Here is a 24,778-nt window from a genome sequence, read left to right as displayed (position 1 = left end):
TTTGAAAAGGCTATTGCATTCCGCGCAAATTACTACCATCATGCCTTGACTGGTTTGACCACCTATGCCTAGAGGCACAAAGGGAGAACGCCAAATGCTTTACCAAGGTGACAACCTCAAGGTGGCGCTGGAGTCCGACGGTATCGCCGTCCTGACTTTCGACGCCCCCGGTTCCGTAAACAAATTCGATCGCCAGACCCTGTCCGAGCTGGACGCGGCCCTGGACGCCATTCAAGGCAGCAATGGGGTTAAAGCCCTGGTGCTGGCCTCCGGCAAAGACACTTTCATCGTCGGCGCCGACATCACCGAATTCCTGGAAACCTTCAAGCTTCCCGAGCCCGAACTGCTGGCCTGGGTACAGAAGGCCAATGCCATCTTCAGCAAGCTTGAAGACCTGCCCTTCCCCAGCGTTTCTGCCATCAAGGGCTTTGCCCTGGGCGGCGGCTGCGAGTGCATCCTGGCCACCGACCTGCGCGTGGCGGACAGCACCGCCAAGATTGGCCTGCCGGAAGTGAAGCTGGGCCTTATTCCCGGTTTCGGCGGCACTGTGCGCCTGCCCCGCGTTATCGGTGCCGATAACGCCATGGAACTGATCACCACCGGTAAAGACAACCGTGCCGACGCCGCCCTGAAGCTGGGCCTGGTAGACGCCGTGGTTGCCCCGGAAAAACTGTTCGACGCCGCCATTGCCATGGCCAAGAGCGCCATTGCCGGCAAACTGGACTGGCAAGGCCGCCGCGCCGCCAAGACCTCTGCCCTGAAGCTGGACAAGCTGGAAGCGGGCATGAGCTTCTCCACCGCTACCGGCATGGTGGCAGCCCAGGCTGGCAAGCACTACCCAGCCCCCATGACCGCCGTCAAAGGTATCGAAGCCGCTGCCCGCATGGGCCGCGACGAGGCCCTGGCCATCGAGAACCAAGGCTTTGTGAAACTGGCCAAGACCGAAGTGGCTACCGCCCTTATCGGTATCTTCTTGAACGACCAATTCATCAAGGGCAAGGCCAAGAAGGCCGGTAAAGCCGCCCACGCCGTGAACAAGGCCGCCGTACTGGGCGCCGGTATCATGGGTGGCGGTATCGCTTACCAGTCCGCCTCCACCGGTACCCCCATCATCATGAAGGACATCAACGACAAAGCCCTGCACCTGGGCCTGTCCGAGGCGTCCAAGCTTTTGAACAAGCAGCTCGAGCGCGGCCGTATCAACGGCGCCAAGATGGCCGGCGTGCTCAACAGCATCGTCCCCAGCTTGAGCTACGACAGCGTCAAGGACGTGAACATCGTCGTTGAAGCCGTTGTGGAAAACCCCAAGGTCAAAGCCAGCGTGCTGGCCGAGGTGGAAGGCGTGGTGAGCGAAGACGCCATCATCACCTCCAACACCTCCACCATTTCCATCAACCAGCTGGCCAAGAGCCTGAAGAAGCCTGAGCGCTTCTGCGGTATGCACTTCTTCAACCCGGTGCACCGCATGCCGTTGGTGGAAGTCATCCGTGGCGAGAACACCTCCGAAGAGACCGTGGCTACCGTAGTGGCTTACGCCGCCAAGATGGGTAAATCCCCCATCGTGGTCAACGACTGCCCCGGCTTCTTCGTCAACCGCGTGCTGTTCCCCTACTTCGCCGGCTTTAGCCTGCTGGTACGTGACGGCGCCGACTTCCAGGCCGTGGACAAGGTCATGGAGAAGCAGTTCGGTTGGCCCATGGGCCCGGCTTATCTCTTGGACGTAGTGGGTATCGACACCGGTCACCATGCCCAGGCGGTGATGGCCGAAGGCTTCCCGACCCGCATGAGCAAGACCGAGAAAGACGCCATCGACGTGATGTTCGAGAACCAGCGTTTCGGTCAGAAAAACGGTAAAGGCTTCTACGTCTACACCGAAGACAAGCGCGGCAAGCCCAAGAAAGAAGCCACCGCCGAGAGCTACGAGCTGCTCAAGGCCGTGGTCAAGGCCCAAGGCGAGTTCAGCCCGGACGAAATCATCAACCGCACCATGCTGCCGATGATCATCGAAACCGTGCGCTGCCTGGAAGAAGGCATCATTGCCAGCCCGGCCGAAGCCGACATGGGCCTGGTCTATGGCCTGGGCTTCCCTCCCTTCCGTGGTGGTGTGTTCCGTTACATCGACACCGTCGGTCTCGACAAGATCGTCGCCCTGGCCGACCAGTACGCTCACCTGGGTGAGCTCTACCAGGTCACCGACACCATGCGTACCATGGCGGCCAACGGCAAAACCTACTACGGCCAATAAGGACGGAGAACGAACATGATCAAAGAAGCTGTCATCGTCGACTGCATCCGCACCCCCATGGGCCGTTCCAAGGGCGGCGTGTTCCGTAACGTTCGCGCCGAAGAGCTGTCCGCTCACCTGATGAAGGGCCTGTTGGAGCGCAACAGCGCCCTGAACCCGGCCGACATCGAAGACGTGATCTGGGGCTGCGTGCAGCAGACCCTGGAGCAGGGCTTCAACATCGCCCGTAACGCTTCCCTACTGGCCGGTCTGCCCAAGAACGTGGCGGCTACCACCGTCAACCGCCTGTGCGGCTCCTCCATGGACGCCCTGCACCACGCGGCCCGCGCCATCATGGTTGGCCAAGGTGACGTGTTCATCATCGGCGGCGTTGAGCACATGGGCCACGTGCCCATGAACCACGGTGTGGACTTCCACCCCGGCCTGTCCAAGAACGTGGCCAAGGCCGCTGGCATGATGGGCCTGACCGCCGAAATGCTGGGCCGCCTGCACGGTATTACCCGTGAACAGCAGGACGCCTTCGGGGTACGTTCCCACCAGCGCGCCTGGGCTGCCACCCAGGAAGGCCGCTTTAAGAACGAAATTCTGCCGATACTGGGCCACAATGCCGACGGTATCCTGGAGCTGATCGACTTCGACGAAGTGATCCGCCCCGAGACCACAATCGAGTCCCTCGGCGCCCTGCGCCCGGTGTTCGACCCGGTCAACGGTACCGTCACTGCCGGCACCTCCTCTGCCCTGTCTGACGGCGCCAGCGCCATGCTGGTCATGTCCGCCGACAAGGCCAAGGAACTGGGCCTCAAGCCCCGCGCCAAAATTCGCTCCATGGCGGTGGCCGGTTGCGATCCGTCCATCATGGGTTACGGCCCTGTGCCCGCCACCCAGAAGGCCCTTAAGCGCGCAGGCCTTAGCGTCAGCGACATCGACTTGTTCGAGCTGAACGAAGCCTTCGCCGCCCAGTCCCTGCCCTGCGTCAAAGACCTGGGCCTGGCTGACCAGGTAGAGGACAAGGTCAACCTCAACGGCGGTGCCATTGCCCTTGGCCACCCCCTGGGTTGCTCCGGTGCCCGTATCTCCACCACCCTGATCAACCTCATGGAAGCCAAGGACGCCACCCTGGGCGTGGCCACCATGTGTATCGGTCTGGGCCAAGGTATCGCCACCGTTTTCGAACGGGTCTAAGGCTCCTGGACGTGAAAAGCCGGCCCTGGTGGCCGGCTTTTTGTTTTTCGGGTAGAATTCGCCCACTTTTTCACCGGAGCCTGTCATGAGCCATTTTGCCAACCCCGACCACCAACTGGACGTACTGGGCCTGCGCTGCCCCGAGCCGGTGATGCTGGTCCGTGGCAAGATCCGTAAGCTCAGCGACGGTGAAACCCTGCTGGTGCTGGCGGACGACCCGGCCACCACCCGCGACATCCCCTCTTTTTGCCGGTTTATGGACCACACCCTGGTGGCCAGCGAAACCCAGGCAGCTCCCTACCGTTACCTGATCAAAAAAGGCCTCTAGGCTCCCAGGTAAGCCAGGGGACTCAGCCCCGTCATCTGCTTGAAGAACGCCACAAAGGCACTGTCGCTGGCAAAGCCCAGGGCATCGGCAATGGCACTGTGCCTGTCGCCGGCGGCCAATCGCTCTATGGCCTTGAGCAGTCGCCATTGCTGGCGCCACTGCTGGTAGCCCATGCCGGTCTCCCGCTGGAAGATACGCCCCAAGGTCTTGGGGCTGGCACCAACCTGGCTGGCAAGCACCCCAAGGGCCGGGGGCAGCAGGGCCATGTCCAACCCGGCCAGGCGCCTGTCTTTGGGCAAGGGCAGCAAGGTAGGCTCCCGCCGGGCCCGGGCTATCTCGTCAAGGCAAAGGGCCACCAGGTGAGGCCCGCTGCCCTTGGACCAGTCGGTCGCCAAGTCGGCCTGGGCAATCCGCTCCAACAAGGCAGCCAGCAATTCCCCCACTTCCAAGACCTGCACCTGCTGAAGCAGCCCTTGGCATTGGTCCGGGTCGAAATACAAGGAGCGGTAATCGACAATGCCCTGCATCTGCGCCCTGTGCGTCACACCAGCGGGTATCCAGGCGGCCCTGGTCGGCGGCAACAGGCACAACTGGTCAGCCAAGGTGATATGGATACAGCCCCTGCGGGCAAACAACAGCTGGGCCCGGCCATGGCGGTGCATGCCGGAGTCATGTCGGCCCAACTGGGCGGCGATGCCCAGCACCCTTTGGGGGTGCTGATCTGGGTCAAAAGCGTCTTGGGGTTGGAGCCAAGCCACGTTGTCCTATTTCCTATATAAAGTGTCTCTTTGATTGTAATAAGACAAAAGCAGCCTCGCTAGACTGCCCTCTTGGTTTTAGACAAGAGATGCCCATGGCCAACCAACCCCGGCTGTTATTGCTGACAGCCCTGCTGATGTTTCCCCAAGTGGTGGAAACCCTCTACAGCCCGGCCCTACCCGCCATTGCCGACGCCTTCAAGGTCAGTGCCCAGTTGGCCGGCCATAGCCTGTCCCTGTACTTCATCGCCTTTGCCTTTGGGGTGGTGTTCTGGGGCCGTCTGGCCGACACCTTGGGCCGCCGCCCGGCCATGTTGGCAGGGCTGGCTTGTTATGGACTGGCCTCCCTTGCCGCCCTGGTCAGCCAAGATTTTGCGCTGTTGCTGAGCGCCCGGGCCTTGGCGGCCTTCGGCGCCGCAGCCGGTTCCATAGTGACCCAGACCATGCTGCGGGACTGCTTTGAAGGCCGGGCCCTGGCCCGGGTCTTCGCCTTGGCCGGTATCGCCCTGGCTTTGAGCCCGGCCCTCGGCATGATGCTGGGGGCCACCTTGGTGGATTGGGGGGGCTACCTGGCCCTGTTCGCCTTCCTGCTGGCCCTGGCCTTGTTGCTGCTGGGTTGGAGTGCCCAAGCCTTGGCTGAAACGGCCCCGGACAGGCCACCGCCCCCAGCCCTTTGGCCGCTGTTAAGCGCCATGGCGGGCGACGGCGGCATCTGGCGCACGGCGCTGCTGGTGGCGCTCTTTAATCTGGGTTTGTTCAGCTATTACCAATTGGCCCCCTTCGTGTTCGACGCGGCCGGACTGCCGCCCCAGGCCTTCGGCTACAGTGGCCTGGTCCTGGCCTTGGGTGCCGTCGGCGGCGCCCTTTGCAACCGCCTGCTGCTGGGGCGAGGTTGGGCACCGGCTGCCTTGGTGAGGCTGGCTGTCATGCTGTTCGGCCTGGGCGCGTTGGGGGTGGCGGCCCTGGCTGACCACTGGCTGCTGGTCTTGCCCATGGTGCTGGTGGTATTGGCCTTTGGCCTTGGCATACCCAATGTCCTGGCCGGAGCCCTGACCGACTACGGCCATTGCCTGGGTACCGCCGGGGCTCTACTGGGTATGGCCTATTACCTGCTGCTGGGAACGGGGTTGGTGGTGGCCGCCTGGCTGCAAGACCTGGGCCCGATCCTGGTGGGTAGCGCCCTGACCATGGGCCTGCTGCTGGCAGCACAAACCATTCAGAAATCGCGGTCAGTGTCGCCTTAGAAGAGGGTAAGGGCCCGAAATGGCTGGGCTTATCCTGTATCATGGTCAGGCCCCTGGGCCTCTGACCTTTCACTGCAAAACATAGGATGTGGCATGTTGCAGTCCGACAATCGGAACACCCTCTCCCTCGACCCGCAAAACCCCCAAAGTATTGCCCAAGCCCTGGCCCAATACCGGCTGCACCTGGACAACGACAGTGTCTCCCGCAATGGCCAGTACCTGCTCGAGTTTGTGGCGCAAACCCCCGAAGGCCAAAGGCCCCTTCGCCTCAGTGACCTGGCCGGCGCCCCCCAGCAAGCCTTGCTGCGCGACGCCCTCATTCTGCACCCCGACGGCGAAGAGCATATTCCCGAGGACCCGGCGGCCGACAACCTGGCCTATGGCCTGTCCGAACCCCTTCTCTTTGCCCTGGCCCTGCAATACCCGCCGCTATTGGCCGACGTCCTGGCCACCGCCAGGGCCATAGTGGCCTACGCCAGGCGCCATAACGACACCTGGGCGCTGTGGCTGGACGACACCGGGGTGTTCGGGGTGGAAGCCCTCTATATGCTGGCCCGCACCGACAGCCAGTACGCCACCCTGCTGGCCCAGTACTTTATTCCCAACTGGGACCATGACCACGCCGACGCCTACAGCGCCTTCCTGGCCGACCTGGTGGCCCGCCATGGCTGGCAGCGGGACATTATCCAGGCCTACCTCTGGTGCGACAGCGACCTGCAGCGCCTGCGCATGTATGAGGGGGAATGGCAGCAGGGCTGGCGCCATACCAGCCTGGCCGAGCACCTGCAAAGCCACCCCGAGGATTACCACTGGTTCAAGGACGCCCTGGCCCGGCGCCTGCTCAGCCAGCCCAAGATGCTGGAAAGCCACCACCAGGACCTCGAAGACTGCAACCCGGTGCTGGATTTCTTCATTACCTTGCAGCCCTGTGGCGACTACCTGTGGGACGACGATTTCGACCGTGACGCCTTCCTCGGCCAGCCCTTTATGGAGGACCGCCTCGAAGACGAAGCCATGGATCTCCACCAGGCCATCGCCGCCCAGGCCCAGGGCCCCCTGGTCTGTTACAGCCACAGGGACGGGCAGCGCCTGGCCGATGAAGAGGCCCGCGACGATCCCGGCCATGACCTGGTGCTGGTCCACCAATTGATTGCCTCCCTGGCCACCGGCCAAGCCCTGTGGCAATACGTGGTGGACGGCAGCCAACCCCAGCAGCTGACCGAGCTTGAAGCCCTGGACCTGTTTGCCCACAGCAAGGGCAAGGCCCCCGCCTTCTACCGCGCCCTGACCGACTATCTGCCCTATGGCGACAACAACAGCGACATCAACAACGAGCTGCCCTTTATGCTGGGGGACCTGGAAATGGCGCTGCTGGAAGACGGCTATGAAGGGGAGCTGCTGCCCCCAGGCAGTACCCAGGAGCGCGGCCAGCAGCTGCTGCGGATCCTCGATATCCTCTACCGCCTGCTGGGGGTGGAGAGCCTGACCGACTACCAACGGGAAAAGCTGGTCCTGGACAGGGCCCTTATCAGCCTCGAAGACTTTGTCGGCCGTTATAGTCGCCTGGACTTGGACGCCGACGCCCTGGCCCGTCAGGCCCTGGCCGTGCAGCTCAGCCAGGTAGACGACCAACACACTAACGACATGTTCAACAAGCCCCTGTTGGACAGCCTCAAGGATTTTTTTGGCCGCCACCGGGCCCTGGCGGATCCGCGCCAATGGGCCCTGGATGCGTTCGGGCCTGGCCATTACTGCCTGATGGCCTTCCTGCTGTTTGACGACTGGCAGCAACAGCGGGGGGACCAGGTCACCCAGGCTCTGATCGGCCAGCTGAGCGAACCGGCCCTGGGGCAACATCTCTTTGCCCTCCTGATGCAAGGCACCCAGGTCAGTGACGACCTCAAAGGCCGTGGCTTTACCCTGGAGCAGCATCGGCAGTTGCAGCAGTTTTTCTGTGAAGCCGCCCCGGCGCTGACCTTCGACCAGGCCCTGGCGTTATTGCGCCAAGGGTTGCAAAGGAAGGAAACCATCCGCCAGAGCAGCCTCTATTTCCCCACCTTCAGCGAGCACCAGCCTTGCTATGAGGCCCTTCAAAGCTTGCGGGGACGTCACCATTACCAGTGGTTGGTGCTGGCCGCCTTCTGGCTGCAGCAACTGCCCCTGCCGGTGGGGCAGCAGGCCAAGCGCTTCTGGCAGGCGCTGGTGAAACTGGCGCCGGTACGCACCCTGCGCCTGGTGGCACAAATGGACTCGACCGACACCTACAGCGTCGAGTTCGACGAGCCCCTGGCCGCCATCGACTGCCTGGACAGCATCGAGAAAGCCGGGGTGGACCAAGCCTATCGCCTGGCCTTCGAGGTCCAGCTTTACTTCAACAACCGCCAATACCGGGACTATCTCAATAGCCTGGAGCTCTACGCCGAAATAGACAGCACCGCCACCGGCATGTTTGCCCAGGTGGACCGCAACAAGGCCAAGGCCCTGCGCCAGGGCCTGGACTACATCAGCGAGTACCACAAGGTGCGTTTCTACCGCCACCTTGAGGTGTGCCACCCCCGCTTTACCCTGGCCGGCGACCCGGCCCTAGAGCAGGACTTTGCCCTCAGCCTCAAACGGATGCTGACCCTGAGCATACTGTCCTGGGAGCAGGCCTTGCTGGCCGAGCAGGCACCCCAGTGCCGGTTGCTGGACGGCGACGACCTGGAAGGTAAGGCCCTGACCCTGTCCGAGCAGCTGCAGATAGAACCCAGGCTGCACCAGGACTACGGCGACTGGCTAACGGTGCTGCTGGCGCTGGACAAGGGCGACCACCTGGAGGTGTTTGGCCTGTCCGAGCCGCCCAAGGGCGATCGTCTCAGGGGCCATCAGGTGCTGGTGTTTGACGCCGACCTGGACCAGGCCGCCCTCTGGCAAAAGCTCAATGCTCTCTTTGACAAGGACGCCAGGATAGACGCAGCCTACCAGCACACCCTGGCTTACCTGGCCGGTGACTTACCCTACCAGGCCATAGCCAGCCACTATCAACACAGGGTGCACCGCCACCTGGAGATCTCGGGGCCTGGGCACTTCCTGGCCGGCCCCGGCGACTACATCTGGTTGCTGGACCAAGAGCGGCGTGCCCGCCTGGCCAAGCTGCTGATCAACCACAGCTACCGGGGCTTCAAGTTGTTCGAGGGGCGCCTGGCGGACTGTTATCTGGGGGAGCAGGTGGCCAGTGGCGATATGGATATGGAGACCTACCTGGAGCAGTGCAGCGATCACTACATCGACGACCATCTGGACGACGCCCTACCGGGCTTCCTGGCCTGGCTGGACGAGATTGGCATAGTCGCCGAACACCAGCTGCTGTTCTGTGCCAAGCATGCCGAGTATGAAGGCTGCGCCGCGCATCTGGCCCTGTTGCTGCCTTTAGACCTGGCCCAGCAGCGCCTGGCCTTCCTTAATGCCAAGCACAAGACGGCTTTGGTGCCGCTGCTGTCGCAGTTGCCCCAGGGCCAGCAGCTGCTGGCCCTGTTGGCAGCGGACGAGTCGCGCCAGGTACGGGATGCCGTGGCCGCCCAGAGGGCCTGACCACAGCAAAAACAAAAAGGCTTGGCACAGTGCCAAGCCTTTTTTTTAGTAATCCTCTTCGTATTCCTCATCCTCGTAGCCATCGTCACCGGCTATGGGGTACGGCACACTGGCATAAAAGGCCGGCCAGCCCGGCTCATGGCCGTGGCGCTCAGCCAACAGCCCCAGCCCCTCGTTAGTAAAGAAGCACTCGTGGTCCGGGTCTATGGCGTTGAGATAGCGCCCCACCAGGGGCAGCCATTTGGCATCGGCCAGCCCAAGCTGCAAGGCACAATCGGCCAAAGCCGGCCGGTAGTTGGTACAAAAGCAGTTGTCGGAGCCGTCGTAGGCGATGAAGCGTTCCAGGATCTCGGCCATATCGGCCTGGGCACCCGGCACCTGCACCACCGCCTCGAAAAAGCGCGCTTCGTCCCAGTCTTCCTTACCGTCGGTAAAGGTCAGGCGCAGCTTGTTGCCAAAACAGAGGTCTTCGATAAATTCAGCCTTGACCGCCAACCGCTTTACGGCAAAGCCCAGGGATACCGGTGATGACAGGTCGCTGGTCTCGATAAGGGTGCTGCCGAGGCGGTCCAGCATTCGCTGCTGGGCCTCATCCAACTGCCAGTTTTGCTCCCACCCCTGCCAATTGAGGCTGACCGGCACTATGTCCTGCAGCTCGGCACTGGCGCTTTGGCGACGACTGCCGGGGTGGCTGGCTGGGTCCGGGGTCAGGTTGGTGAACCTCTGCCAATCGTCCAGCAGCAGTTCGGGGCCCAGGCTCAGCAGCTGGGTTTCTTCGTCTTCGGCTTGCTCGGGCACATAGAGGGGCGAGCGCCACTGGCCGTCCAAGGACACCTTGCGTACCAGGCCCCCGTCCCAACAGAGCCAAAGCGCTTCCTCACCCGGACAAAAGCGTAGGCTTTGCAGGATCGCCAAGAACTCCCCAAGGTATTCCTGGCCTTTCTCCCAATCCTGCTCTTCTTCGAGGGTGCCGGCGGCCAGGCGCTGGAGAACCTCGGCCCGCTCGGCGGCCCGGAACCGGTTGGCATGAAGCTGTTGGGGGCTGAACTGGCGCACCGGTAACCTGGCCACCCGCTGGCCCTGATGTAGGTCGATGATGTCCAGTTGGTAGAGAAAATCCCCCTGCTCTGTGACCGGTACCTTGACCGATGGCAAGGCCAGCAGCCCAAGGGCCGGGTCCAGGGCCAACCGTTGGGGCGCTTCCCGCCATCCCAGGGCATCGGGCCCTTGGGCCAGGCCCTTGGCCTTGACGACACCGCCGTCACGGTCTTGAGGCAAGGCGAAGCGCAGCAGGGACTGGCAGGTGCGGCCGCTGTTACGGTTTTCCCGAGAACAATGCAGCACCAGGCTGGTACCGGGGCCGGCCAGCAGCGGATCGTGAAAACGAATGCTGTAGCCCTCGGGGGTTTCGACCTGGAAGCGCCCTGTCCGGTAGAGCTGCTGGTCGTCGCCCCATTGCCAGCGGTCCACCTTGTGGCAATGGGCGTTCTGGTCTTCCCAGAGCACCGCCAGGGTGGCGCCGTCGGCCAGGATCTGGGCCCGGCAGTAATCGAGCCGGTAATGGTGCACCAACTCCTGGGCCTGGTTGTCGAAGTCCAGCAGATAGAGGCCACCGTCATTGCAGAGCAGGGTGGCGCAGCGGCCCTTGTGGTCCACGCCATTGAAAAAGCCCACCACCTGGGTGATGCCTTGAGCCTCGTTGAGGGCGGTGGCCCATAACAGTTCGGTATCGCCCCCCTGGTCCTGGGGGCGAATGCCCAGATGGTGCACCCGGGGAGCGCCCTCTTCAGGGTCTATGTAAACCAGCCGGTCCGGGTCTGGCGTTGCAAAAAAATTCATGGGTGTTCCTTGGATGCGGGACTAGGGAGGCAGCGCAGCCCCTGGTCCTGGGTGAAAAAGGTTTGCCGGGCCAGGCCGCTTTGCTTGCTGTCGGTAACCACGTAGGCCAAGGTGCCCTCCCCTTTGGCCTGGCCGGCCAGGGTGCTGACCAGACGACCCTTGTCGTCATAAAGGCGCAGCACACAACCGACTGGGTCAAAGCGCCAATAGCCGTACCAGTCGCGATCGGAGAAGGTCTGGCCGCCGGCCTGGCCCTGGCGAAACAGGCCCAGGGTGGAAGGCTGGGCCGAGGGCCGGTCCGGATCCCCCAGCCAATGCTTGCGGGTCAGCTGCAGCTGGTATTGGTTGAGTTCGGCCTGGGTGCGCAGCGTTGCCACTTTTTCCACATAGACCCAGTCCTTGCGGTCACCGGCCGGGGGCCGGTAGTTGGGGCCGTGGTAGGCGTAGCAACCGGCCAACTGGGCGGCTGCTACCATCAGGGCGCCAAAGGTCAGGTAACGCCGCCCCTTATTCATCGTCCGCCTCGTTGTAAGGGTGGGACGCGTCAAAGACAGCCCAGGCCGGGTGCCCCTGGTGGCGCACCTGCAACTGGTAGAGCCCGTCCCCCTGGCCGACAAAGAAGCCGTCATGGTCGTTGTCCAAGGCTTCGAGGTAGCGGCAGACAAGGGGCAGGTAGGCGGCATCCTGCAGGCCCAGTTGCAAGGCGCAGTCGGCCAGGGGCGGCTGGCCGTACAGCCCTTCCAAGCCATCGCTGCCTGGGGTGGCAATGAAGTGTTCCAGCACCTGGGCCATCAGCGCCAAGGCGCCGGGTTGCTTGGCCGCTGCTTTGAAAAACGCTTCCTCGCCCCATTGCTGGTCTTGATCTGCAAAGAGGAAAAGCAACGTCTTGCCCCGGCTGACGGCCCGGCAGTCGGCGGTCAAAGCAACCAACTGCTGCAATGCCGCTCGTTGCTGGGCCGGTTCTGCCAGGCTTTCAACCCGGATAAGATTCTGGCCAAGGCCAGACAGGGCCATTCGCTGGGCCTGGGTCAGCTGCCAGTTATGGCGCCAGTCCTGGGGTTCGAGGGCCAAGGGCTGGACCTCATCCAAGGCCGAAGCGGTGCAGGCCGGCAGCTTGGTACGGGCAAAGGCATAAGCGCAGTCGAAGGTCAGCTGCGCCCCGGCGCCAATCAACTGACCTTTGGCCTGCAGGAGCGGCGAGGTCAGGCGGCCATCGAAGGCCAGGCGCCTGACACCATCGTATCCCCAGCCTAACCACAGGGCCTCTTCCTCGGTGCTGAACAGGCTGGTGCTGAGGCTTTCCAGGCCGTTTTCATCCAGGGGGCGCACCCAGACCGGGGCCGAACGCTGGCCATCATCCAGCGACACCCATTCGATACCCAAGGCCGCCTCCCCCAATACCGGTACCGCCGCCAGGCTGCGGGCCGGGCTGACGGCAATAACGCCGGGTTCCGGGTCCCAGTCGGCAGGGGGCGTGGCCAGGGGAAAGACCCGAAAGCGCGGCTGACCCTCTACCAGGTCCAGGCGCAGCAGGTACTGGAACCAAAAGTCCTGTTCGGTTTCGTCGTCGTAGTCGTCGTCGAGTCCGTGCAGGATCAGGCTGTTGCCTGGGCCGGGATAAAGGCGATGCTGCAGGGAGATACTGAAGTAGGGTTCGTCTTCATCCCGGTAGTCGAAGCCGCCACCGAAGGCGTCATCATCATAAAGATCCAGTTCCACGGCCGGCGTTAGCTCACCGTCCAGGCCAATACGCTGCAGGTAATGGCACCGGCCCTTCTCAAAGAGCACCAGCAAGGCCTTGCCGTCGCTGCTCACTACCCCTTTGGCGTCCATGAAGCCCAACTGGAATTGCTTGAGCAAGCGCACCTGGCGGCTTTCAAAATCCACCAGGTAAAAGCAACCGTACTGGTCGGCAAAGACGGCGGCCTGCCCCGCCCAGCCACAGAGGCTGACGGAGCCTTGGCAGCGTTCTAGCTCGCAGTACCAGAGCAGTTCGCTGCCGCCGCCCTCCACCTCGCTGCGCGGGCGCAGCAGGTGCAAAATCGGGGTGCCTTTTTCGTAGTCGGCGGCTACCAGCCAGTCTGCGCCCTTGTCCGCTGGGCCTGGGAATAGATCCATCTTTATCTCTCCTTATTTTGCTGGCTTGGCAACGAGTTATCGAGCGTCGTCCCAGTCATCATCGTCTTCGTCGTCATCCCATTCGTCATATTCGTCCCGCTCCGCCAGGGTGAAGCTCGGGTCGTTGTAGGGCCAGGGGACGGCGGCCAGAAAGGCGGCCAGCTCGGGGGTGCCGGCATAGGCGTCGTTTAACACCGCCAGGGTGCGGTTGATGTGGTAAGGATGAACCCCTTCACCACCCCCTATGCCATTAAAATATGCGGCCAAAACCGGCAGATGCTGGACATGGTGCTCGCTTAAATAGAAGGCCAGTTCGGCAAAGGGCGGCTCGCCTTTGCCACCGCAGAGCTGGCTGGCAAAGGGCCAGCGGCTAAAGGCCGCCAAGATCTCGGCCATCAGCGCCGGGCCACCCTCGGTGTGCAGGGCGGTGGCCAGGAATTGATAGTCGCTCTGGCAACGGCCCAGGCTGTCACAAAAGGCAAGGTACAGTGGCCGTACCGCTGTGGCGGGCGCCTTCTTGCCCAGCAGCTTGCCAAGCATCCCTGCCTTGGCCGGTGCCTGTTGCAGCTGTTGCTGCAAAGGCCCCATCAGCTCCTTGAGCTGACGAAGGGCGCCCAGGCAGCCGGCGTCGGATTCCAGGTCACTGGTACTGATGGTGACGCAGCCGCTGGCGCTGGGCAGGGCCGCCAAGGCTGGCGGTACGGCCAAGGCCGGGGGCTGGTACGCACTGCAGGCCAGGGGCTGGCGATTTTGCTCGGCCTCGGCCAGGGTGGCGGGAGCCGCACTGTCTTGCGGTTGGGCCTGCCAGTAGCTGAAATCGTCGTGCTCACCCACACCCAGCACCAGGCCCTCACCGGCCAGCACCTGGATATGGGAGATGGCCTTGGTGCACATACGTTCGGGCTGGCGCCTATCGCCGTCTTCTTGCAGGTAAAAGAGCGGCGAGAGGCGCTCACCGGCCAGGGACACCTTCTGCAAGGCACCGTCCTGCCACCCCAACCAGGCTGCGTCTTGGTCGGGGCAGAAACCCACCGCTGTCAGGCACACCAGGAAGGTCATCCAGTCGCCGTTGTCGCTGGAACTGATCTGGCCGCCGGCAATGCGGGCCAATGCCTCGATATCGCCCATGTCGTTGTCCATGGCAGCGGCGCTCAGTAGCCGTACCGGCCGGGTCCAGCTGCCCTCGGGCTGATCCAGGTTCAACAGGGACAAAGGATATTCAAAACCCTCGCCTTGGGCCTGAATGCCGTCGGCCCCCGGCAACACCATCAGCGCCCTGCCCTGGTCGATAAAACGCTGGCGGCGGATGCTGACCTCTTCCGGGGTGGGTTTACTGTCCAGCAGTTGCTGTTGCCATTGGCCGCTGCGGCTATCCAAGGTGCCCAGCCAATGCTGGCGAAATTTATAGCCGCCCTTGTCGTTGCGGCCGTAAAAGCCGAAGCGGCCGGCACTCAAGGGTTGCAGGGTATTGAGATCCAGGTCGAATGCCGGCAGGTCAAAGGCCATGGCCAGCTCACCGGAGTCCAGGTTCAGGGCCAGCAGTTGTTTGTGCCTGGCCCCTTGCAGGCGATGGCGGGCCGCCACCCACAACAGGCCTTTGGCCTGGTCCAGCCAGGCCCCCAGATCCCCGGAGACCCCCAGGTTGGCCAACTCGGCCAGCTGCCGCTGTGCCACCTGGCCGGTAAAGACCCGGCCCGAGCTGTGCAGGGCCACAAAGCGCTGCCCGTCCAAGGGGGCCAGCAGGGCCAGCTCGCCGTCGCCGGTATCCGGCAGCTCGCATTGCCACAGCAAGGTCGGGCCCGCCGGGTCAATCACCTGCACCTGATGTTGGCCCAGGTAGTCGAGCTTGATGTTCTTGAGTATCCAGTTACCGGGCATCATTCTTCTCCATTGAAGGGCCAGGGTAAGGCCCGGATAAAGTCGTGGTAGGCGGCGCCAGGCAAGGCACCCTCTTGGTGCTGCTGGTGCAGCAACACCAAGGTATGTTCCACGTGAAACTGCGCGCAGTGCTCGGCATCGATGGCGTTGAGGTAGCGGGCGATCACCGGCAGGTATCGGCTACCCAGGCCAGCCAGGGCCAGCACTGTGTCGGACAGGGCCGCCTTGCTGTCGCCACTGCGCACAAAGGGCGCCTCGGGGTGGCCGCTGAACAGGTCCACCGCTTCGGCCAGTACTTCGGCGACGCCGGGGTCGGCAATGGCCATTTGCACGAACTCGGCCTCATTGCGCTGGCGGTCGTCCTTGTCGCAAAAGCGCAGTTCCAGCCGCCGGCCCTTGATATGGCTGCCCAGGTCCCGAGCCAGGTCCCGCAGCTGCTCGGCTGCCGCCAGGCGGCATTCGGCCAGCACCAGGTAGTCCAGGTCGATAATCACCTTGGCGCTCTGTGCCAGGCTTGCCAGCCCGGCTTTGCTGGCCAGCTGCTCGGGGGCGGCGCAGGGGCTGCGGGGAATAGGCAACCAGCCGTCCTGTGGCTCTGCCAGGGGGCTGTCCAGCACCGCTACACCAACACCCTTGAAGTCGATAAAGGGCAGGCAGCCGTTCATTTCCAGCAGGGGGTAGTCGTAGTTCTTGAAGCCGAATGCAGCCAGCGGATGGGGGCGGCCAGCCAGGGCCTCGGCCTGCTCCACCAGGCGATAACGGGCCAGGGTCCCCAGGGCCGGGTCCAGGCTGGCCTTTTGCAGCCGCCCGTCCGCCCAGTGCACCCAGAAGGCGTCTTCCCCCGGGCAAAAGCGGAGGCCATTGAGTTTCTCCACAAAGTATTCCAGGGCGTCTTCGGCGTCCCGGTCCTTGCCTTTGGCCAAGGCCAACAGGTCATCGCCGTCGTCCAGCTCGGCCAGGGGGAACTGGCGCAGGGTCTGATGCCAGCGCACCTCGAAGCTATTGAGGTCCACCAGTTGCACCTGAAAACCAAGGCTAACCCTGGACCAGCGGCCCTCTATGGGCAGCTGGTCCACCGCCGGCAGCAGCGCCAGGTCACGGACCGGACAGAGGTCAATCTTGTTCATGGGGTACATCAGGTCCGGCATGGCCTTGCTGGCCAGGGGCTGATACCGGCATTGGCCGCTAACCGGGTCGACGCAGTAAAAGCCATGCTCCTTGTTGGCGCGGTGGCGATAGAACAACAAGGCACCGTCACTGCGGCCGGTCAGGGTTTGGGTGGGGGTGTAATCGGGCAGGGTGATATCGGCAATGACCTGCCAATCCGCCAAGGACCAACCCCGCAGGCAACAACTGTCGCTGCCGTCCAGGTCCAGTTCGGCGGCATACCAGAAACGCTGGCGCGCCAGGTCCAGCCAGGCGCCACCCCAAATACCCTTGACCGGCAGCTCGGCCACCAGGGTCAGTTCCCCGGCCAGGTTGCCCTGGTAGATACGGCCAGATTCTTCGGCGGCCACAAAGTGGCTGTCGTCATAAAAGGCGGCCAGCACCAGCTCCCGGCCGCCGGCGGGCATGTCCCGGTGCCAAAGCAGCTCCTGGCGGCCATCGGCCAGGGGCCTGAGCAGTTGCAGATGGGGGCTGTCCTGGTACTTGGGCCTGTGCAGGATCAGGTTGTTTGCGTTCATGAAGGGTCCTTTTCCAGCAGCCGTTGCACCCGGCTGCGTACTTCGATGGAGGGGTCGTCGGCCAGGCTGCGGATGCCGGGGCAGTTGCCCAGCAGCTGCACCAGGGCCAGGCGCTGTTCGGTGCCAAGGAAGGGCACCAGGTTGGGCAGCGGGCCCTTTTGGGCCTGGCCGCGCAGGTGATCCGTCAAGGGGTAATCGAGGGCCAGGGCGATGGCCAAGCCCGCCGGCACTGACAGCCGTTGCAGCATGGCTAAGGCCCACAGGGCTGACTTTTCCAGCAGGGCCCAGCCCAGAGCCGGGTCACCGTGGCGAGCATGGCCTATGGCCGGGTGCTGCCAGCGTTCGGCCATGGCCACGGCGCCCGATAGCAGCAGCTGGTGGACATAACAGCGCTCCAAGCGAGCGCGATGGAGAAAATGCTTGGCCGACCCACTATCGTGGTTAAGCAGCAGGGTCAGCAGACGTTCGCTCTTGGCATCCTCCAGCAGGATAAAGAGGAAGGGGTCGAAGCCGGCCTCCAGCTTGGCCTTAAGGGCCTCTGCCAGTAGCTGCTGCACCGGCGCCAAGGGCTGCTGGCCGTCCAAATAGGCCAGCACTTGGGATTCGATTTGCCCAAGGTTCGGGACTTGCTGCGGCAGGCAATGGCGAGCCAGGTAGCTACCCAGCGCCTGGCGAAATTCTGCGGTATGCCAATCCGGTAGCGGCCGCTGTGGGTAACAGCACCGCAGATCGGCCAGTAATTGCAGGTGGCTGCCGTCCTGGCGGCGGCGCAGGGCGGCGACCAGGGCCAGGCCTGTTTCGTCGGCCAGCAATGCTGGGCCGCCCCCAGCCAGGCCCTGTCCCAGCTGCGCCAACCCCGCCAGGTAACGGCGCCAATAGAGGGGGTCGGCAACCTGCTCACAGGCCATTTTCCGGTCGTGGCACAGGGCGAACGCTTGCAGTTCCAGCTCACCCAGCCCCAGTTTGCCCAGCATCCGGTACAGGTTTTGCTCCTGCCCCGGCGCCGTCTCGTCTTCGCCGCAGCAGTCCTTGGCCACCGCCCCTATCAGTACCTGGGGCGCCAGCTCCACCAGCAGCGCCCAGAGCCGGTGCACCAGCAGCGCCAGGCGTTTGGGCACCCGCATCATCCAGTGGGCCCTTTGCAGCCAGAACAGTTGCTTGATACCCAGGTCCGCCGGCCAGCCTAGGCAAAGCTGGGCAAACGCCTGCTGGGACAAGGGCCCCAGGCTTTGAAGGTGCGACACCATGGCGCCGTGGCGGGCCGGGTCAAAGTCCCCGGGGTTGGCCTCGGTCAGGTACTGCACCACGGCCTCCAGGCCCTGGTCGGCCAGGCCCTCGCAAAGGTGCGCCATCAGGTGATGGTCCAGCCAGGCACTGATGCGTTCCGCGCTGCCTTCGGCGATATCCAGCCGGGCGGCGCACCAGGCGCCGTAGACATAGGCGCCCTTTTCCTGAGGCCATTGCTCAGCTGCCAGCAGGGCCTGGGTGGCCCGGCTTTGCTGGTCCAAAGCGGAGATCCGTTCCCAGTCTCCCTCCCCCAGCTCTTCAAAATCCTCGCAGAAGGCCTCCAGCTGCTGGTCGGCCTCGGCCGGTGCCTGTTCGTAACGCTGGTAAAAATCCGCCAGGCTCAGCAGCTCCAGCTGGTTGGCCAGGCCGTCTGCCAAGGCATAGGGAAACTGCGGCCGCCCCAGCAAACGCCAGAACAGATCCAGCAGCCGTAGCGCCTGGTCATGGCCGCCGGGGCAATCCTCCAGCAGGTCCCAAAAGTAGTGGGGAAAGACTGCCACCAGCTGGTCGTTGCCAAAAGGCGGCTCCAGCCAGTGATAGAGGGCCATCAGGAACAGGTCGCTGTGGGCGGCCTCGGCCACTGGCACCGGCGCCAGCTTGGCCAACAGCTGCTCAGCCCCTTGGCCGTGCAGCTGCCCCAGGATATAGGCCCTGAGTTGTTGGCCCTGTTCAAGACCGCTGAAAAAGTGCAGGGCCGGGGTGAAGTGGGCCTGGCCTGGGGCATCCTCGTTTTGCTCGTCGTAGGCCGGGGCATCGACCACCAAGGGCCTGTTACTGCGGGCCTTGAGTCGCTGGTAAAGGCCAAAGGCCCCCTCTTCCAGACTCTGGCCCATAAAGGGCAGCTGGTTGACTTGGTCGCGCCAGGCCTCCTGGTCATATGGGTCGGCCTGGACCGGCCAGGTGTCCCTCAGGGTATGGAAAAAGCCCAGCACCGGGGCCAGGTCGCTGTAGCTGCCTGCACTGGGGTCACTCAGCAGCGGCTGGGCCTGCAGCCTTGCCATGAGCTCGTCGCAAAAGCCGGGGTATTGCTCCGGGTGGGCCAGCAGGTGGTCGGCCAAGTCCGGCACCGAGTCAAGCTGTTGGAAGGCACGGCGGGTCTGGGGGTTGTCGCAGTAGAGATAGGCCCGCTGCATGGCCGGGGTCCAGCCATTGCCTTGTAACAGCAGCGGTAGCAAGGTGCGGTGGCTGGCTTCATGTTCGGTGTCCCAATGGGTGACGTAAAAGCTGGCCAGCAGCCAGGCCGTCTCGGGATACACCAAGGCCAACATAAACAGCGCTTCCAGGCCGAACAAGTGCTCGTCGTCCAGGTACAGGTCCGCCGAATCATTGCGGCGCCTGGCATGGGCCACCATGGCCTTGGCCGTCTCCACCAGGGCCTCTTGCAAGCTTGGGTGGCCAAGGGCGGCGGCAAAGACGATGGCTTCGCTGATGTAGGGCGCGTCCCCTTCTGCTACCTGGGCCGGGGCGATGCCCCTCACCACCATCAGGGCATGGTCCAGCAATGATTGCTTGGCACCGGCATCACTGGGCTGCAGGCGACGCTGCCGGCCGGGCCCCTCGGCCACAAACTCCACGTCGAACAGCGGCATCAGTTCCTGGCGAAAGGCCAGATTGTCGTCCAGCAGCTGGCGGTATTGGGCCAGGGCACTTGCCAGGCTGGCCGGGTCCTCGGGGCTCAAGGGGATCAGGCGGTATTTATCGAGTTTATTCATATGTTTAGGTTGTTAGAGAGCAGCAGTAGGCAGCAAGCCGAGGGCTGCACGCCAAGCAAGGGCTGGGGAAAAGGGGACGCGCCGGCCTGCCAGCCAAGGGGCTGGGCCGGGTCAAAGGCGAGGGGAAAGCGGGGCCTTTCTTGGGCAACGTCCTTTGTCGCTTCATGCGATACAGCAGTACAAATATTCGCAGGGAAGTGAGTACTCACACCTATCGTCCGAGCTTTGATTAAGCCCGCAAGGTGTGCCGGGTGGGCACCGTCATGGCGCCGCGAGGCCGAAGGATAACATCAAAGCGGGGCCTCTTACCTTGTTAAACGGCAAGGTCGACCGAGAGCTGAAATACGGCGGGCTTTGTGCTCCAAATTTGTACGCAGATCGCGGTATACTGGCGCTCTTTCTGCCGCGAAATCAGCGAAGACGCCAAGAACATGCAAAATTACGATCTCAAGACCTTTCAAGGGCTGATCCTCGCCTTGCAGGATTACTGGGCCCGCCAAGGCTGCGCCGTGATCCAGCCTTTAGACATGGAAGTGGGTGCCGGCACCTTCCACCCTATGACCTTCCTGCGCGCCGTTGGCCCGGAGCCTATCTCCAGCGCCTATGTGCAGCCGTCCCGCCGTCCTACCGACGGCCGCTACGGTGAAAACCCCAACCGCCTGCAGCACTATTACCAGTTCCAGGTGATGCTCAAGCCGTCTCCGGACAACATCCAAGAGCTGTACCTGGGCTCACTGGAAGCTCTGGGTATCGACACCCTGGTGCACGATATTCGCTTCGTGGAAGACAACTGGGAGTCCCCCACCCTGGGTGCCTGGGGCCTGGGCTGGGAAGTGTGGCTCAACGGCATGGAAGTGACCCAGTTCACCTACTTCCAGCAGGTGGGCGGCCTAGAATGCAGCCCGGTTACCGGCGAGATCACCTATGGCCTTGAGCGTCTGGCCATGTATATCCAAGGCGTGGATTCGGTCTACGACCTGGTGTGGACCGACGGCCCTCTGGGCAAGATCACCTACGGTGACGTCTTCCACCAGAATGAAGTGGAACAGTCCACCTACAACTTCGAACACGCCAATGTCGACTTCCTGTTCCAGGTGTTTGACGAGTGCGAGCGCCAGTGCCAAACCCTGCTGGCCCTGGAAAAGCCCCTGCCGCTGCCGGCCTATGAGCAAGTGATGAAAGCCTCCCACGCCTTCAACCTGCTGGACGCCCGCCACGCCATTTCGGTCACCGAGCGTCAGCGTTACATTCTGCGGGTCCGCGCCCTGTCCAAGGCCTGCGCCGAAGCCTTTTATGCCGCCCGTGAGGCGCTGGGCTTCCCCATGTGCAAGGAGGCAAAATAATGCCCCAGAACCTACTGGTAGAAATCGGTACCGAAGAGCTGCCACCCAAGGCCCTGCGTACCCTGGCCGAAGCCTTTGCCGCCAACCTGGGCGCCGAGCTGACCGAAGCCGAGCTGGCCTTTGATGCTATTCAATGGCACGCCGCCCCTCGCCGCCTGGCCCTGACCGTCAAGGCCCTGGCTGCCCAGCAGCCCGACAAGGAAGTGGAAAAGCGCGGCCCCGCCGTGCAGGCCGCCTTCGACGCCGAAGGTAACGCCACCAAGGCCGCCCTGGGCTGGGCCGCCGGCTGCGGTATCGACATCAAGGACGCTGGCCGCATGGTCACCGACAAGGGCGAATGGCTGCTGCACAAGGCTCAGGTCAAAGGCCAGCCGGTGCAAGCCCTGGTGCCCGCCATGGTGGAAAGCGCCCTGAAAAAGCTGCCCATTCCCAAGCCCATGCGTTGGGGCGCCAAGCGCACCCAGTTTATCCGCCCGGTACACACCATCACCGCTCTGTACGGCGATGAGCTGATTAACGGCGCCGTGCTGGACATCACTATTGGCCGCACCGTCCGTGGCCACCGTTTTATGGGCGAACGCCAATTCGAGCTGGCCCATGCCGACCACTACCTCAGTGACCTTGAAAGCAAAGGCAAGGTGCTGGCCGACTTTGCAAGCCGCAAGGCCAAGATCAAGGCCGCCGCCGAAGCCAAGGCCCAGGAGCTGGGTGGCAAGGCGGATCTGGAAGATAGCCTACTGGAAGAAGTGGCCTCCCTGGTGGAATGGCCGGTGGTGCTGGTGGCAAGCTTTGAAGAGAAGTTCCTGACCGTGCCCCCGGAGGCCCTGGTCTACACCATGAAGGGTGACCAGAAGTATTTCCCGGTCTACGGCAACGACGGCAAGCTGCTCAACAAGTTCATCTTCGTGACCAACATCGAGTCCAAGGACCCGCAGCAGATCATCGCCGGTAACGAGAAGGTGGTGCGCCCCCGTTTGGCCGACGCCGAGTTCTTCTTCAAGACCGACCGTAAGCACAAGCTCTCCGACCGCCTGGACAGCCTGGCGACCGTGCTGTTCCAAAAGGAGCTCGGCACCCTTCGCGACAAGGTTGAACGCATCAGCGCCCTGGCCGGCTTTATCGCTGCCGAACTGGGTGCCAATGTAAGCGATGCCCAGCGCGCCGGTCTGCTGTCCAAGTGCGACCTGATGACCCAGATGGTGATGGAGTTCACCGACACCCAGGGCACCATGGGCATGCACTATGCGCGCCTGGACGGTGAGCCCGAAGCGGTAGCCCAGGCCCTGGAAGACCAGTACCTGCCCCGCTTTGCCGGTGACGCCCTGCCCTCTGCCCCGGTGTCCTGCGCCGTGGCTCTGGCCGACAAGCTGGACACCCTGGTGGGCATTTTTGGCATTGGCCAAGCCCCCAAAGGCGACAAGGACCCCTTCGCCCTGCGCCGCGCCGCCCTGGGTGCCCTGCGCATCATCAAGGAAAACGGCCTCAAGCTGGATCTCACTGACCTTATCCGCGAAGCCAAGGCCCTGCTGGGTAGCAAAGTCAGCAACGCCAAGGTGGAAGAAGACGTGCTGGAATTCCTGCTGGGCCGCTTCAAGGCCTGGTACCAGGACGAAGGCTTTGGCGGCGACGTGATCAACGCCGTACTGGCCCGCCGCCCCACCAAGCCGGTGGACTTTGACCAGCGCGTGAAAGCGGTGTCCGCCTTCCGTGCCCTGGACGCCGCCGAGGCCCTGGCCGCCGCCAACAAGCGGGTGGGTAATATCCTGTCCAAGGTGGACGGCGAGCTGCCTACAGCGGTTGTCAAAGAGCGCCTGGTGGAAGCCGCCGAAGTGGCTCTGTTCGCCGAGGTAAGCCGCCTGGAAGAAGAATTGGCGCCGCTCTTTGCGGCCGGTGACTACACCCCTGCCCTGACCGCCCTGGCCGCCCTGCGTGAGCCGGTGGACGCCTTCTTCGACGGCGTGATGGTGATGGCCGAGGATGCCGCCCTGAAGCAGAACCGCCTGGCCCTGCTGGGTCGCCTGCGTGGCCTGTTCCTGCAGGTGGCGGACATCTCCGTGCTGCAATAAGGCGAAAGCCTAAAAAGAAAAGGCGCCGCAAGGCGCCTTTTTTGTTTCACGTGAAACCTAGTCGGCCAGGTGGATGGCAAAGCCGCCTTCACCGCCTTTGATATGGTCTTTGAGCTCCAAGGCCGGAATGGCATAGTCGCCGTGGTTTTGGCGCCGGTAGGGTATGACCGGCGCGCTTTGCAGGGTATCGAGACGCACCTCCAGTTCATTGCATAGCTCACCGTAGCGCGCCTCATCCACCTTGCTGGTGCGATAGACAACCATTGGTTCCAATACCGAAAACCCCGGGTAGAACAGCAAACCGTGCTGGATGGGGAACAGAATATCGTCGATGGGCCCATTGATGCCCCGAGCGCTATAGTGGCTGGCCCAGCCACCCGTTGTGACCAGCAGCATGGCCCTTTTACCGGCAAACTTACCTTCACCATAACGGTCACCCCAATGATGGTCGGAATGCTCGCCTACCCCATAGGCAAAGCCGTAGGCGTAGACCCTGTCGAACCAACCCTTCAAGATCGCCGGCACCGAGAACCACCACAGCGGAAACTGGAAGATCACCGTATCCGCCCATTCCAGCTTGGCCTGCTCGGCCGCGATATCGGCACTTTGACTGCCATTGGCGTAAGCCAGCTTGGAGTCCAGGGAGGCGTGGAAAGGCTGGCTTGGGTCCCGCTCCGGGAAATCGGCGGCGTCCAGCGTCGCCTTCCAGTTCATGGCATACAGATCGGAAAGCTGCACCTCATGCCCTGCCTTACGCAGGTGCTGCAATGCATGGTCACGCAGCGCCCCGTTCAGGGACGACGCTTCAGGGTGGGCATAAATCACTAAGACCTTCATGGCGAACTCCTCAACGTAACAACCGCCATGATGAGCAAGGCTCGGGTATAGTGAAAATGAATTGCCACTATACAAGCCATAGCCATGATTAATTTCCAGGGTCTAGACCTTAACCTGCTGATGACGCTGGATGTGCTGCTTAAAGAGCGCAGCGTTACCCGCGCCGCCCAGCGCCTGCATCTCTCGCAGCCGTCTGTCAGCGTGCAGCTGAAAAAACTGCGGGAGATGTTCGGTGACCCTTTGCTGCTGCCGGGCCCAAGAGGGATGACGCCGACGGTACTGGCCGAACAGCTTCAGCTGCCCTTGGCCGATGCGTTAACTGCCTTGCAGCAAGCTGTACAGCCGGCCAGGGAATTTGACCCGGCCAACGCCAAAGGCACTTGGCGCCTCGCCGCCGCCGACTACGGCGAAGCCACCATTTTGCGCCGGGCCCTACCCTCCATTTTGCGCCAGGCGCCTCAGTGCCGCATCGCCGTTAGCCAGGTCAAACCCAGTACTCTGGCGGCCAGCATGGAGAGTGGCGAGCTGGAACTGGCCTTTCATACCGCCGATGGCGCTCCTCCAGGCTTGAAGAGCAGCACCCTTTTTACCGAACACTATGTGCTGGCCGGGCGCCAAGACCACCCCCAGCTGCGGCAGCCACTGGATATGGACCGCTTTTGTCGCCTGGAGCATGTGATGGTTTC

The 24,778-nt window shown here is 63.1% G+C and carries 16 protein-coding genes; 8 read left to right on the top strand and 8 right to left on the bottom strand.

Features of this window, described 5'->3' with window-relative positions; genetic code table 11:
* The first annotated feature begins 94 nt into the window (after positions 1-94).
* From fadB to tusA, 3 genes are all read left to right on the top strand, one after another.
* Positions 95-2,245, top strand: coding sequence for a fatty acid oxidation complex subunit alpha FadB (fadB, locus tag B3C1_RS17620; RefSeq protein WP_008486489.1), 2,151 nt, complete (start codon positions 95-97; stop codon positions 2,243-2,245).
* A gap of 18 nt (positions 2,246-2,263) precedes the next feature.
* Complete coding sequence (gene fadA / locus B3C1_RS17615) at positions 2,264-3,427, top strand: acetyl-CoA C-acyltransferase FadA (RefSeq protein WP_035482694.1); 1,164 nt, start codon at positions 2,264-2,266, stop codon at positions 3,425-3,427.
* 85 nt (positions 3,428-3,512) lie between these two features.
* The gene (gene tusA, locus B3C1_RS17610; protein WP_008486487.1) at positions 3,513-3,755 is read left to right on the top strand and encodes a sulfurtransferase TusA; all 243 of its coding nucleotides are present in this window, start codon (positions 3,513-3,515) and stop codon (positions 3,753-3,755) included.
* On the opposite strand, the gene B3C1_RS17605 is transcribed toward tusA, so the two are convergent.
* A complete protein-coding gene (locus B3C1_RS17605; protein WP_008486485.1) occupies positions 3,752-4,513 on the bottom strand; it encodes an AraC family transcriptional regulator in 762 nt (253 codons plus the stop codon). The two genes, tusA and B3C1_RS17605, sit on opposite strands and share 4 nt — an antisense overlap.
* A 95-nt stretch (positions 4,514-4,608) precedes the next feature.
* On the opposite strand from B3C1_RS17605, the gene B3C1_RS17600 reads away from it, so the two are divergent.
* A complete protein-coding gene (locus B3C1_RS17600) occupies positions 4,609-5,757 on the top strand; it encodes an MFS transporter (RefSeq protein WP_008486483.1) in 1,149 nt (382 codons plus the stop codon).
* Between the two features lie 93 nt (positions 5,758-5,850).
* Positions 5,851-9,327, top strand: a complete 3,477-nt coding sequence (locus B3C1_RS17595) for an SH3 domain-containing protein (RefSeq protein ID WP_008486481.1) — start codon at positions 5,851-5,853, stop codon at positions 9,325-9,327.
* Between the two features lie 45 nt (positions 9,328-9,372).
* Here B3C1_RS17595 and B3C1_RS17590 read toward each other — a convergent pair whose 3' ends face one another.
* From B3C1_RS17590 to B3C1_RS17565, 6 genes are read right to left on the bottom strand one after another with little or no spacing between them, the layout of a single operon-like run.
* Positions 9,373-11,166 (bottom strand): hypothetical protein, encoded by a 1,794-nt coding sequence (locus B3C1_RS17590; RefSeq protein ID WP_008486480.1) that lies wholly within the window; start codon positions 11,164-11,166, stop codon positions 9,373-9,375.
* Positions 11,163-11,681 carry a hypothetical protein gene (locus B3C1_RS17585; RefSeq protein WP_008486479.1) on the bottom strand — a complete coding sequence of 173 codons (519 nt, stop codon included), beginning with the start codon at positions 11,679-11,681 and terminating at the stop codon, positions 11,163-11,165. The genes B3C1_RS17590 and B3C1_RS17585 overlap by 4 nt, the downstream gene beginning before the upstream one ends.
* The gene (locus B3C1_RS17580) at positions 11,674-13,284 is read right to left on the bottom strand and encodes a hypothetical protein (RefSeq protein ID WP_008486478.1); all 1,611 of its coding nucleotides are present in this window, start codon (positions 13,282-13,284) and stop codon (positions 11,674-11,676) included. The genes B3C1_RS17585 and B3C1_RS17580 overlap by 8 nt, the downstream gene beginning before the upstream one ends.
* Before the next feature lie 36 nt (positions 13,285-13,320).
* Positions 13,321-15,165 (bottom strand): hypothetical protein, encoded by a 1,845-nt coding sequence (locus B3C1_RS17575; protein WP_156804621.1) that lies wholly within the window; start codon positions 15,163-15,165, stop codon positions 13,321-13,323.
* Entirely contained in the window at positions 15,162-16,847 is a 1,686-nt protein-coding gene (locus tag B3C1_RS17570; protein WP_008486476.1) for a hypothetical protein, read from the bottom strand. The genes B3C1_RS17575 and B3C1_RS17570 overlap by 4 nt, the downstream gene beginning before the upstream one ends.
* Positions 16,844-19,846, bottom strand: coding sequence for a hypothetical protein (locus tag B3C1_RS17565; RefSeq protein WP_008486475.1), 3,003 nt, complete (start codon positions 19,844-19,846; stop codon positions 16,844-16,846). The genes B3C1_RS17570 and B3C1_RS17565 overlap by 4 nt, the downstream gene beginning before the upstream one ends.
* A gap of 431 nt (positions 19,847-20,277) precedes the next feature.
* Between B3C1_RS17565 and glyQ the strand changes: the two genes are divergently transcribed.
* Both glyQ and glyS read left to right on the top strand, forming a co-directional pair.
* On the top strand, positions 20,278-21,189 hold the full coding sequence (gene glyQ, locus B3C1_RS17560) for a glycine--tRNA ligase subunit alpha (RefSeq protein WP_008486473.1): 912 nt from the start codon (positions 20,278-20,280) through the stop codon (positions 21,187-21,189).
* A complete protein-coding gene (gene glyS / locus B3C1_RS17555) occupies positions 21,186-23,255 on the top strand; it encodes a glycine--tRNA ligase subunit beta (protein WP_156804622.1) in 2,070 nt (689 codons plus the stop codon). Before glyQ ends, glyS begins: the two co-directional genes overlap by 4 nt.
* A gap of 57 nt (positions 23,256-23,312) precedes the next feature.
* Here the strand turns inward: glyS and B3C1_RS17550 are convergent, their stop codons facing one another.
* The gene (locus tag B3C1_RS17550) at positions 23,313-24,092 is read right to left on the bottom strand and encodes an NAD(P)H-dependent oxidoreductase (RefSeq protein ID WP_008486471.1); all 780 of its coding nucleotides are present in this window, start codon (positions 24,090-24,092) and stop codon (positions 23,313-23,315) included.
* A gap of 84 nt (positions 24,093-24,176) precedes the next feature.
* On the opposite strand from B3C1_RS17550, the gene B3C1_RS17545 reads away from it, so the two are divergent.
* Positions 24,177-24,778 (top strand): LysR family transcriptional regulator (locus B3C1_RS17545; protein WP_008486470.1); only part of this gene is annotated, 602 nt, incomplete at its 3' end.

The organism is Gallaecimonas xiamenensis 3-C-1 (assembly GCF_000299915.1).
GTDB lineage: Bacteria > Pseudomonadota > Gammaproteobacteria > Enterobacterales > Gallaecimonadaceae > Gallaecimonas > Gallaecimonas xiamenensis.
Note: the sequence above shows the minus strand (reverse complement) of the source record. Positions and strands in the feature narration are given on the sequence as shown.